General features: G+C 68.0%; 7 protein-coding genes. 2 read left to right on the plus strand and 5 right to left on the minus strand.

Annotation, left to right across the window (positions count from 1 at the left end; all coding sequences use genetic code 11):
- Both QZ994_RS15490 and pedF read right to left on the minus strand, forming a co-directional pair.
- Positions 1–731, minus strand: a 731-nt coding sequence (locus tag QZ994_RS15490) for an ABC transporter substrate-binding protein (RefSeq protein WP_290873595.1), incomplete at its 3' end; no start/stop codon positions are given.
- Positions 732–851: 120 nt separating this feature from the next.
- The gene (gene pedF / locus QZ994_RS15495) at positions 852–1340 is read right to left on the minus strand and encodes a cytochrome c-550 PedF (RefSeq protein ID WP_290873598.1); all 489 of its coding nucleotides are present in this window, start codon (positions 1338–1340) and stop codon (positions 852–854) included.
- A gap of 361 nt (positions 1341–1701) precedes the next feature.
- Between pedF and QZ994_RS15500 the strand changes: the two genes are divergently transcribed.
- Entirely contained in the window at positions 1702–3861 is a 2160-nt protein-coding gene (locus QZ994_RS15500) for a 4Fe-4S binding protein (protein ID WP_290873601.1), read from the plus strand.
- The gene (locus tag QZ994_RS15505) at positions 3858–4880 is read left to right on the plus strand and encodes an FAD:protein FMN transferase (RefSeq protein WP_290873603.1); all 1023 of its coding nucleotides are present in this window, start codon (positions 3858–3860) and stop codon (positions 4878–4880) included. The genes QZ994_RS15500 and QZ994_RS15505 overlap by 4 nt, the downstream gene beginning before the upstream one ends.
- 207 nt (positions 4881–5087) lie before the next feature.
- Here QZ994_RS15505 and QZ994_RS15510 read toward each other — a convergent pair whose 3' ends face one another.
- The 3 genes from QZ994_RS15510 to QZ994_RS15520 all read right to left on the minus strand — a co-directional run bounded on the left by QZ994_RS15510 (position 5088) and on the right by QZ994_RS15520 (position 11722).
- Positions 5088–6833, minus strand: a complete 1746-nt coding sequence (locus QZ994_RS15510) for a PQQ-dependent methanol/ethanol family dehydrogenase (protein WP_290873606.1) — start codon at positions 6831–6833, stop codon at positions 5088–5090.
- Between the two features lie 290 nt (positions 6834–7123).
- Positions 7124–8815 (minus strand): lactate permease LctP family transporter, encoded by a 1692-nt coding sequence (locus QZ994_RS15515; RefSeq protein WP_290873609.1) that lies wholly within the window; start codon positions 8813–8815, stop codon positions 7124–7126.
- Between the two features lie 75 nt (positions 8816–8890).
- Positions 8891–11722, minus strand: a complete 2832-nt coding sequence (locus tag QZ994_RS15520) for an FAD-binding and (Fe-S)-binding domain-containing protein (protein ID WP_290873612.1) — start codon at positions 11720–11722, stop codon at positions 8891–8893.
- Between the last annotated feature and the right edge of the window lie 202 nt (positions 11723–11924).

The raw sequence follows: 11924 nt of genomic DNA on the forward strand, positions 1-11924 counted from the left end.
GGCAGGGGCCCGATCTCGAAGTCGGGGTTGCCCGCCAGCACGCTCTCCAGCTCGGACTGCAGCCCACCTGCGGCCTGCACCTCGCCACGCAGCAGGGCCTGGGCCGCCGCCACACCGTGCGGGAAGGTGGTGCGCAAGCCGGGCTGCAGCACACCGCCTTCGGCACCCAGGAGGAGCATGCCGGGCAGGGAGTCGCCGCTCACGGCAATGGCCTGGCCCTTGAGGGGCTGCAGGTCGTCGAGCTGAGGCAGGGCCTTGCGCGAACGGGCCAGCATCACGCGCTCACGGCAGTACGGGGCAAAGATGCGGACCTGCGGGTTGGCCACCATCAGCGGGCGGTCAACCGGCACGTGCAGCATGATGTCGGCCGGGCCATAGCCCAGGTAGTGGCCCTTCCAGACCATGGCGCGCAGGTCGTCGGCCATCTCGTCGTCGCCCGGGAAGGGCAGGAAGGAAGCCTTGACGCCCAGGTCGGCGGCAATGGCCTCGGCCAGCCGGAGTTCGATGCCGCCCTGGCCTTTGACGAAGTAGGGCGGCAGGTTGTCGTACACGGCCACGGTGAGCACACCGCGGGCCTTGATCTGTTCGAGGTTGCCGGTTTCGGCGCGGGCGGCCAGCGGCCAGCCCAGCGCACCCGCACCCAGCAGGGCGAGGCCACGCAGGGCCTGCCGCCGTCCGGCGGCGTGCGGCTGTTCAAGGCTGGTGGCGAGCGGGGTGATCGGCTTGTCCATGGGCTTCATCTCAGACCTTTGCGTGGCAGTGGCCTTCCGGCGTGAGGGCGCCAAAGGGCCTGAAAACAAGAACAGGGTGCCCAACGCACCCTGCTTCAGGATCACGGTTTGACCCGCAGATCAGAACGGCTTCTCGCGACGCGACACCAGGTAGGTCTTGATGGCCCACATGGCTTCCTGGCTCAGGATGCCTTCAAAGGGGGGCATGTAGACCGCGCCGTTGCGGGTGCGGCCGGCACGGATGGTGGCCAGGAAGTAGCCATCGATCTCGGTGGTGCAGGCTTCGCGCTTGGCGGGCTTGGCGGTGGCGCACTCGTTGTCGAGCTTGCGCAGGTCGGGGGCGATGCCGCCGGAGATGGCGTCGATGCCATGGCAGCGGGCACAGTTCTGGCCAAAGCCCGAGGCACCGATCTTCAGGGCCTTGTCCTTGGTGTCGGCATCTGCCAGGTAGGGGTTGGTGGCCAGCCAGGTCGTGCCCAGTTGCGGCAGGTCCTTGGTGTCGATGCCGTGGGGCACCACGTCACCGTGGGCGAAGGCAGCGAGGCTGCTGCCGGCCAGGATGGTGGCCAGTGCGGTGCGACGGAGCCAGCGGGCAGAGGGGAAGGTCATGTACGTCTCCAGGGTCTGTTGAAGCAGGTGTGATGTCCCCCAATTCCGCAAAGGCCATGCCATCGGGCGGCATCGTGAACGGGAACACGGAAACTCAAGGGCTAACCCTGAGACGACGCCGGTTTGAGGCGGATGGCGTCAAGGCCCTCACCCTGCTGTCACACGAGTGTGCTGGCACATGTGACAAGGCATCACGAGGGTTTGCACGGGCAGTGGAGCAGGTGGGTGTCACAGCGTGGAGCAGATTCACGGTTTCGACCGCGGGTCTTCACCCAGCCGGAACGCCGGACTTGGCCGCCTGCGCCAGGGCACATGGCTTGCTGTCTGAGGTGTGATGGACCCCACAGCCTCGACAGCCCCCATGACCCCTCGCGCCCTCGCGCCCCTGATCGGCTCCCCGCTGCGGGCCCTGCAACGGGCCCTGATGTGGCTGTGCCTGCTGACCTGGGCGTCATGGCTGGCACCCGGCATCGCGCACGCCGGCGTGATGGACGCCGCGGCCATGCAGCGAGCCTTCCCGGCCCCCTTCATCGTGGGCGCCAAGGACACGGCCCTGCCCGTCTGGCCGCTGTTCCGCCGGGGCACGACCGACGAGGTGCTGGTGGGCTACGCCTTCGAGAGCATCGACTTCGCCCCCCTGCCCGGCTTCTCGGGCACGCCGATGAACGTGCTGGTGCTGCTGGATGCCAAGGGCGTGTTCCTCGACCTGCAGCTGATCTCCCAGCACGAACCCGTGTTCGTCGAGGGACTGGGCCCGGTGCCCCTGCTGAGCTTCATCGCCCAGCACAAGGGGATCTCGCTCAAGCAGCACATCAAGGTAGGCAGCAACCTGAACCGCGCCGGGCAGGCGGGCAGCAGCAATGTCTACATCGATGGGGTCGCCAAGGCCACGGCCTCGGTGCGCATCGTCAACCAGAGCATCGTGGCCGCCGCGCTGGCCGTGGCGCGTGCCAAGCTGGGTTTTGCAGCCAGCCGCGATCCCTCCCTGCTGGCCCGGGTGGAACAGACCACCCCTTTCCAGACGCTGGACTGGCCTGCCTTGTTTGACCGCGGTCTGGCGCAAAGCCAGCGCTGGCTGGGCCGCGATGTGGACAAGGCCTTCGCCGGCACCGCCACCCCGCGCGACGACAGCCCCCAGGCCGTGGCGCCCGACGCCCTGCACAGCGAACTGCTGGTGAGCTACCTGAACCTGCCGGACGTGGGCCGCAACCTGATGAAGCCCGAAGGCTGGGCCCGCCTGCTCAAGCGCCTTGAGCCCGGCGACCATGCCCTGCTGGTGGCCAGCCGCGGGCCACACGGTTTCATGGGCGACGACTTTGTCCGCGCCGCGGTGCCCGATCGGCTCTCGCTGCGCCAGGGCGAGCTGCCGATGGAGATCCGAGACATGGACATCGACGACGCCGTCACCCTGCCAACGGGCTGGGAGGGCGCCTCGTACAAGGTGTTCCGCGTGATCGGTGCGGCCGGTCTGGACCCGGCTCAGGCCATGAGCCTGAGCCTGCGCGTGACCCGCCTGAAGGGCGTGGTCTACCCCGAGCGCGTCAGCCAGGACTTCACCCTCGCCTACCGCCTGCCCGAGGCCTACGTCAGCGCCCCGGCCGGCGAGCAGCAAGACTGGCGCAGCAGCTGGACTTCTCGCGCCTGGGAGCTGGGCGTGCTGGGCGCCGGCCTGCTGGTGTTGAGCGCCATGCTGTGGCGCCCGAGCTGGCTGGTGCGCGACGAGGCCCGCATGCGCTGGCTGCGCAACGCCTACCTGGTCTACACCATCGGCTTCATCGGCTTCTTCGCGCAGGGGCAGCTCTCCATCGTGAACCTCACGGGTGTGGTGCAGGCCATCGTGGCGGGCCGCAGCCTGGGCTTCCTGCTCTACGACCCCATGACGGTGGTGCTGTGGGCCTATGTGGCGCTGACCCTGCTGGTCTGGGGGCGTGGCACCTTCTGCGGCTGGCTCTGCCCCTTCGGCGCGCTGCAGGACCTGATCAGCCAGCTGGCGAAAATGGCCCGCGTCCGCCAGCGCCCCCTGCACCGCGACTGGGACCGACGCTTCAAGCGACTCAAGTACGGTGTGCTGGCCGTGATCCTGGGGCTGGCTGCCATCCCCGGCTCGGCCCTGGTCGACAGCGCCGTGGAAGCCGAACCCTTCAAGACCGCGATCACCCTGGGCTTTGTGCGCCACTGGCCCTTCGTGCTCTGGGCCGTGGCCATGCTGGGCCTGAGCGCCGTGGTCTACAAGGGTTATTGCCGCTATGTCTGCCCGCTGGGCGCCGCCCTGGCCGTGATGGGCCGCCTGCGCCGCTGGAACTGGATCCCCCGCCGCGCCGAATGCGGCACGCCCTGCCAGACCTGCCGCCACCGCTGCAGCTACCAGGCCATCGAGCCCTCGGGCGCCGTCGATTACACCGAGTGCTTCCAGTGCATGGACTGTGTGGCCATCCATGACAGCGACACCCGCTGCGCACCGCTGATCAGCGCGCGCAAGGCCAAGGTGATCCCGATTCAACCCCTCAAGGAGTCGACATGAACAAGCCACGGCGACTGGTCTGCCAGGCCATGGGGCTGGGCGCGCTGATGGCCCCGGGCCTGATGCAGGTGCAAGCCCAGAGCGGGCAGGCCGAACGCGCCGCCACCGTGCTGGGCGGCCTGGTCTGGCAGGAACGCAAGCTGCTGGGCTTCGGCACCACACTGGGCATCAAGGCCGCACATGCGGACGCCACCGTGCTGGGCAAGGCCCTGGACGAATCGGTCGCCCTGCTGCAGCACCTCGATCAGATCCTGAGCCTGTTCCGCCCCGACAGCGCGGTGAGCCTGCTCAATGCGGAAGGCCTGCTGCGCGACCCGCCGCCCGAGCTGGTGGGCATCCTGCGCGTGGCGCAATCGGTGTCGGCACGCAGCGCCGGGGCCTTTGACGTGACCGTGCAGCCGCTGTGGAAGGTGTTCGACGCCGCGCAGAAACGCGGGCGCCTGCCCGACGACAAGGCCATCGACGCGGCCCGCAGCCTGGTGGGCTGGCAGGGTCTGATCGTCAACGACCGGGTGCTGGCGCTCAAACGGCCGAACATGGGCATCACCCTCAACGGCATCGCGCAAGGCCATGCGGCCGACCGCGTGCGCGCCGTGCTGCAGCGCCACGGTGTGCAGCATGCCCTGATCGACACGGGCGAATGGGCCACACTGGGCCGCAACGCCCACCAGCTGCCCTGGGTGCTGGGCCTGGCCGATCCGCGTGACGAAACCCGCTTCATCACCCGCCTGCTGGCCGATGGCCGCTGCGTGGCCACCTCGGCCGACGACCAGCTCAGCTTCAGCCAGGACCACCGCTACCACCACATCTTCGACCCGCACACCGGCCGTTCGCCACTGGAGCTGGCCAGCGTCAGTGTGCTGGCCGAGAGCGGCGCCCTGGCCGATGCCCTGACCAAGGTGTTCTTCGTGGCCGGCCCGCAGAAGGCCTCGGGTCTGGCCAAGGCCTGGGGCGTCGACGCCCTGTGGGTGGACAAGCAAGGCCGCTGGACGGCCACGGCCGGCATCCGCCAGGCCTGATCGCCTCCGTCCACACCCGCCCGCTTGCGGGCTCACCCTGCCTGCACGACGCTTGCAAGGCGTGCAACCACGCGCACAGGCACAAAAAAAGGCTGCCATCGGCAGCCTGAAAAGTCCGGGAGCCAGGTGGCTTTCACCACCCAGCCCCGGCGCATCACACTCGGTTGGACGCGGCCTCGGCCGCATCCCTTGGCATCACAGGCCGGCTCACTTGGGCAGCTTGAAGACCCAGACGGAGCCACCCTGTTCCAGGAAGTTCACCTTCTTGGCAACTTCACCACCCCACAGCGGCACGGCGCCGCCCCAGCCGGACACGACGGCGATGTACTGCTCGCCACCTTCGTTCCAGGTCACCGGGGGCGCGACCACGCCAGAGCCGGTCTGGAACTTCCACAGCTCCTTGCCGGTCTTGGCGTCGGCGGCCTTCAGGTAACCCTCAGGCGTGCCCCAGAAGACGAGGTTGCCGGCGGTCGTCAGGACACCACCCCACAGCGGGGCGTTGTTCTTGATTTCCCAGACCATCTTGCCGGTCTTGGGGTCCATGGCGCGCAGGGAGCCGATGTAGTCATTGAAGACGGGCTTGATGGTGAAGCCCGCGCCCAGATAGGCTGCGCCACGCTTGTAGGAGATGGGCTCGTTCCAGATGTCCATTTCCCATTCGTTGGACGGCACGTAGAACAGGCCGGTCTGCGGGCTGTAGGCCATGGGCATCTGGTTCTTGGCACCCAGGAAGGCCGGGGCAGCCAGCACGGTCTTGCCCTTGTTCTCGCCAGCCTTCGCCTGGCTGGGGTCGCCAGGGCGGTTGTCGGCCACGAACTTCGGACGGCCCGTCTGCAGGTCGATGCCGGTGGCCCAGGTGATCTTCTTGACGAAGGGGAAGGCGTTGAGCAGCTTGCCGGTGCTGGCGTCGTTCACATAGAAGAAGCCGTTGCGGTCGGCCTTGGCACCGACGCGCTTGCCGTCCATGTCGAAGGTGACGAACTCGTTGGCGCCGTCAAAGTCCCACGAGTCGTTCGGGGTGCCCTGGTAGTGCCACTTGATCTTGCCGGTCTTGATGTCGATGGCGACGGTCGAGCAAGAGAAGAGGTTGTCACCCTTGCGCACGTGGCTGTTCCACGGTGCGGGGTTGCCGGTGCCGAAGTAGGCCAGACCCGTCTTGGCGTCGTAGGTGCCGCCCAGCCAGGTGGTGGCGCCGCCGGTCTTCCAGAGGTCGCCAGGCCAGGTGGCGCCGGTGGTGCCGGAGACGCCGTTTTCCTTCTTGTTGCCGTCCTTGTCGTAGGTGTAGCCCATGTGGCCTTCGACCACCGGACGCGTCCAGACCAGGTCACCGGTCTTGGGGTTGCGCGCTTCGACACGGCCGATGGCGCCGAACTCACCGCCGGAGACGCCGGTCAGCAGCAGGCCGCCAGCGATCAGCGGAGCGGCCGAGGCCGAGTAGCCTGCCGAGTACTCGTCGATCTTTTCCTTCCAGACCACGTCACCGGTGTTCTGGTCGAGGGCGATCAGCTGCGCGTCGAGCGTGGCGAAGATGACGAGGTTGTCGTAGAGGGCGGCGCCGCGGTTGATCACGTCGCAGCAAGGCATGATGCCTTCGGGCAGGCGGTGCTCGTACTTCCAGAGCTTGGCGCCAGTCTTCAGGTCGATCGCGTAGATGCGCGAGTACGAACCCGTGACGAACATCTTGCCGTTGTGGATCAGCGGCTGCGATTCCTGGCCGCGCTGCTTTTCACCACCGAAAGAGAACGACCAGGCCGGGACCAGCTTGGACACGTTGCCGGTGTTGATCGTCTTGAGTGCGGAGAAGCGCTGGCCTTGGGTACCCAGACCCCAGCTCAGCACATCGTTGGTGGATTGGGCGTCGTTGGCGATCATGGCGTCGGACACACCGGCCGAATGGACGGTGACCGAGGCCAGGGCGCCTGCGAGCAACAGGGAAAGCGTCTTCAACTTCATGCAAGTCTCCTCATGTGGGCGATGGACGAACAGGTGAAGGGCAAACGCCATGCCATGTCGGATGACCCGGCGAACGCGCATGCCTGACACACATCGCGCAGCGTGAAGGCTTTTGGCCGCTTTCGCCCGCAGGGTTTACCCAAAACAATGTGCCATCCGACCGGGGCACAACTGCTCCAGCTTGAAACAGTCGGGCCCGCGGGGATGGCACCGGGCGATGCGCACGTTGAGCGCGGCAGGAAAAAGGGGCCATGAAGGCCCCTGTGCTGCGTGAAAACCCTAGGCGAGGCTCAAGGAATCATGCCTGTGAGCCAGTAGGCCTGCACGAAGGTGATGACACCGACGATGACCAGGAAGAAGAGGCTGTGCTTGAGCGTGAAGCGGAACAGGTCGGACTCCTTGCCCACCAGGCCCACGGCGGCGCAGGCCACGGCGATGGACTGGGGCGAGATCATCTTGCCGGTCACGCCACCGGTGGTGTTGGCGGCCACGAGCAGGGTGTCGGACACGCCGACCTGGTGGGCGGTGGTGGCCTGCAGCGAGCAGAACAGCGCGTTGGAAGACGTGTCGGAACCCGTCAGGAACACGCCGAGCCAGCCCAGGAAAGGCGAGAAGAAGGGGAAGGCCGCGCCGGTGCCGGCCAGGACCAGGGCCAGGGTGCTGGACAGACCCGAGTAGTTGGCCACGAAGGCAAAGGCCAGCACCATGCCGATCGACAGGATGGGACGCTTGAGTTCACCCAGCACTTCGACGAAGGTCTCGACGCAATCGGCCGGCTTGAAGCGCAACACCACGGCCGACAGCAGGGCGGCAAACAGGATGGCGGTGCCGGTGGCCGAGAACAGGTCCAGCTTGTAGATGGCCTCATAGGGCTTGGCTGCGGCCACGATGGGCGTGGTCTTCACCACGAGGTTGTGCAGGTGGGGCACTTCGATCTTGATCACCCAGGAAGCCAGGGCGCCGCCCTTGTCGAACAGGGACTTGAAGGGCTTGATCGACCAGATGGTGACCAGCACGGTGAGGATGACGAAGGGCGACCAGGCCTTGAAGACCTGACCAGGCGTGTGGCGCATGGCGCGCTTGGCGCGAGGCGCCGAGGCGATGCTGGCACCGGCCACGGCCGAGGCACCGACGCTGTCGCCGGCGTTGGCGAAGCGGAAGATTTCGCGCGGCTTCCAGTACTTCAGGAAGACGGTGAGCGAGACCAGACTGACCAGGGCGGAGGTGATGTCCGGCAGTTCGGGGCCCACGTGGTTGGCGGTGAAGTACTGGGTGATGGCGAAGGAACCACCGGCCACGAGCACGGCGGGCCAGGTGTCACGGATGCCTTTGCGGCCGTCCATCATGTAGACCAGCCAGAAGGGCACGAAGACCGACAGCAGGGGCAGTTGGCGACCAGTCATCTGACCGATGGCGAAGGGGTCGATGCCCGTGACCTTGCCGGCCACCAGGATGGGGATGCCCATGGCGCCAAAGGCCACCGGGGCGGTGTTGGCGATCAGGCACAGGCCGGCGGCATACAGGGGGTTGAAGCCCAGGCCCACCAGCAGTGCAGCGGTGATGGCCACCGGGGCGCCGAAGCCGGCGGCCCCTTCCAGGAAGGCACCGAAGGCGAAGCCCACCAACAGCATCTGCAGCCGCTGGTCTTCGGTGATGGACAGGACCGACTCACGGATGATGTCGAACTGCCCGGTCTTCACCGTGATCTTGTAGAGGAAGACGGCGGTGACGATGATCCAGGAGATGGGCCACAGGCCGTAGAGGAAGCCGTAACCGGCGGCCGCAAAGGCCATGTCGGCGGGCATGCCGTAACCGAGGATGGCCACGCCCAGGGCGATGGCGACGGTGATGGTGCCGGCAACGTGGCCCTTCAGGCGGAATACCGCCAGGGCCAGGAAAAAGAACACGATGGGCAGGACAGCCATGACGGCCGAGAGGCCGAGGCTGCCCAGAGGCGTGTAATTCTGGATCCAGGTGTTCATGTGAGTCTCCTCCAAATCAGGTCAGGTGCGCGGTGGTGTGCGTGCGGATGGATGGGTGGGCGGGTGGCGGTGGAATCAGGCAGGGCTGCTGCAGTCGTCGAGCAGGGCCTCGAGGCTGGCGTAGGGCCGGCCGCTGTGGGTGCTCAGGCCGATCTGGCAGGTGCGGCTGGTGGACACCCCTTGCGTGCAGGCCTCGGGCAGGGCCTCGCGCAGGTGGCGCAGGCTGTTGGCATTGAGCTCGGGCAGGGTGAAGCCCTTGCTGCCGGCGAAGCCGCAGCAGGCGATGTCGGGCACGGTGAGCGTTTGGGCGCACTGGCGCGCGATGGCCAGCAGCGGCTCGCGCTGGCCCGCCTTGCTGGTGGCGCAGGGCACGTGCACGGCGAGGTGCTCGACCTGCTTGCGCACGGTCAGGCGGGGCAGCACGCGTTCGGCCAGGAAGCGGGTGGCGTCAAAGAGTTTCAAGCGGGCGTCGATCAGGCCCTCGCGCTGGGCCTCGATCAGGCGCAGCGAGCAGGGCGCGTTGTCGAGGTAGACATCGATGGCGCCTTGCTGCGAGGCCTGCAGCAGGGCCTCGTTGGTGCGGGCCAGGGCCGAGTGGCTGGCCTCGCTCGCATTGAGCGAATCGAAGGGCTGGCCACAGCACAGGCTGGCCTGCTGAGGCGGGTAGACCGGCGTGATGCCGGCCTTGGCCAGCAGGCTGAAGGTGTGGGCGGCCAGGCTGCCCGAACCGGTGTCGCCTTCGGCGAAGGTGCGGTTGACGCAGCTGGCGAAGTACACCACCTGGTCCTTCGGCGCCAGGGGGGTGGTCGGCACCGGTGCCGCCGGCAAGGCCGGTGCAGCCTGGGGCGTGGCGGCCGGGGCGATCGGCAGCACAGGGATCACCTTGTGAGCCAGGGTGTTGAGCGAACGGGCACCGCCCTCGCCCACCATGGCCTTGGCCAGCTTCAGCGCGCCCAAGCCGGCGCGCGCGCCCATCACGGCCACACCCAGGTGGCGTTCGATGGCGCTGGCGGTGCCGGCGTGCTCGCTCGGGCCCTTGAGCTGCTTCATCAGCTTGCCGGTGTTGATGCCCACGGGGCAGCGCGTGGCGCACATGCCGGTGGCCGCACAGGTGTCGACACCGGCATAGCCGTATTCGGATTCGAGCTGGGCCAGCAGGGCGGCATCAGAGCCATCGCGGCGCAGCTGCTGGATGCGGCGCCACAGCACGATGCGCTGACGCGGGGTGAGCGAAAGGCCGTTGGACGGGCAGGCCGGCTCGCAAAAGCCGCACTCGATGCAGGTGTCGACGATGGGGTCGGCCGCCGGCAGCAGCTTGAGGTTCGCCAGGTGGATGCCGTGGTCGGCGCTGATGATCACGTCGGGGTTGAGCAGGCCGGCCGGGTCGAAGAGCCGCTTGATCGCCTTCATCAGGGCGTAGCCGTCTTCGCCCCACTCCAGTTCGACGTAGGGCGCCACGTTGCGGCCCGTGCCGTGCTCGGCCTTGAGCGAGCCCCCGAAGTCGACGGCGACCAGGCGGCTGACCTCGTCCATGAAATCGCTGTAGCGGCGCACTTCCGAGGGGCTCTCGAAGGTGGGCGCGAAGACGAAGTGCAGGTTGCCCTCCAGCGCGTGGCCAAAGACCAGGGCCTCGTTGTAGCCGTGCTTCTCGAAGAGACCGGTGAGGCCGCGCACACCCTCGGCCAGGCGCTCGACGGGGAAGGCCACGTCTTCGATCACGCAGGTGCTGCCCACGGGGCGCACGGCACCCACGGCGGGGAAGAGGCCCTTGCGCAGCGCCCAGTAGGTCTCGCAGACCTTGGGGTCGGTGGCGAAGGCGCTGATGGCATCGAAGCCGCAGCCTTGCAGCAGGGTCTCGACGGCATCGATCTGGCCGCGCAGCGTGCTGGCATCGGCGCCCTGCACCTCGATCAGGAGGGCGGCGGCATCGGCGGGCAGTTCGCCATACATGAAGTCGGGCATGCCCGGCTTGCCCTGCACGGCCAGGATGCTGCGGCGGTCGACCAGCTCGACCGCCGCCACACGACCCTGATCCTTCAGGGCGGTGACGGCGCGGCAGCAGGCATCCAGCGTGGCAAAGCGCACCAGCACCGAGGCCTTGTGGGCGTGGTCGGGCACGGTGTCGTAGGTGATGCCGGCGATGAAACCCAGCGTGCCTTCGGAGCCGATCATCAGGTGGGCCAGGATGTCGACCGGGTCGTCGAAATCGATGAGGGCGTTGAGGCCGTAACCCGTGGTGTTCTTGAGGCGGTACTTGTGCTGGATCTTGCGGTGCAGCGCCGGGTTGGCCTGCACCTGGCGGGCCAGGCTGCGCAGGCCATCGAGCAGCTCGGTGTGGCTGGCGCGGAAGGCCATCACGCTCTCGGTGCGGCCGGTGTCGAGCACGGTGCCGTCGGCCAGCATGACGCGGATGGCGGCCAGCGTGTGGTAGCCGTTCTGCGCCGTGCCGCAGCACATGCCCGAGCTGTTGTTGGCCGCCATGCCGCCGATGCGGGCGGTGTTGATGGAGGCCGGATCCGGGCCGATCTTGCGGCCATAGGGGCGCAAGGCGTCGTTGGCGTGCTGGCCGATGACGCCGGGCTGCAGGCGCACGCGGGCACCGTCGTCCAGCACCTCGATGCCGGTCCAGCCTTCGTTGACCAGCACCAGCACCGAGTCGCTCACGGCCTGGCCCGACAGGCTGGTGCCCGCCGCGCGCAGGGTGACGGCCACCTGGTGCGTGTGGGCCAGGGCCAGCACGGTGGCGACCTCGGCCTCGCTGCGCGCCAGCACGACGACCTGGGGCACCAGGCGGTAGAAGCTGGCATCGGTGCCCAGCGCCAGGGTGCGCATGGGGTCGGTGACCAGGCGCTCACGCGGCAGGTGGGCGGCAAGGGCATCCAGGAAGGCTTGGTGCTGGGGCGTCATGGGAGCGGTCGGGCAGAAAACGGAGAGATGCGGTGCGGACAGGCGGGCGATGCGAGGTGTTCAGGGCGCCGGGCCTGACGGTCGGGGTCGGGGTTGGGCACGGTCCCGCGCCGCCATGCGCTCATGCAGCGTCTGCGGTGCGGGCTTCAGGGCGATGCGGTGCACCGTCCAGCCCAGCTGGCGTCGGGGGCTGAGCGCCCGC

The organism is Aquabacterium sp. (assembly GCF_021768455.1).
In the GTDB taxonomy this organism is placed as follows: Bacteria; Pseudomonadota; Gammaproteobacteria; order Burkholderiales; family Burkholderiaceae_C; genus Aquabacterium.

Coding starts and splice junctions, on each gene's coding strand:
- pedF (WP_290873598.1), bottom strand. CDS start 1,340: ATGACCTTCCCCTCTGCCCGCTGGCTCCGTCGCACCGCACTGGCCACC.
- QZ994_RS15500 (WP_290873601.1), top strand. CDS start 1,702: ATGACCCCTCGCGCCCTCGCGCCCCTGATCGGCTCCCCGCTGCGGGCC.
- QZ994_RS15505 (WP_290873603.1), top strand. CDS start 3,858: ATGAACAAGCCACGGCGACTGGTCTGCCAGGCCATGGGGCTGGGCGCG.
- QZ994_RS15510 (WP_290873606.1), bottom strand. CDS start 6,833: ATGAAGTTGAAGACGCTTTCCCTGTTGCTCGCAGGCGCCCTGGCCTCG.
- QZ994_RS15515 (WP_290873609.1), bottom strand. CDS start 8,815: ATGAACACCTGGATCCAGAATTACACGCCTCTGGGCAGCCTCGGCCTC.
- QZ994_RS15520 (WP_290873612.1), bottom strand. CDS start 11,722: ATGACGCCCCAGCACCAAGCCTTCCTGGATGCCCTTGCCGCCCACCTG.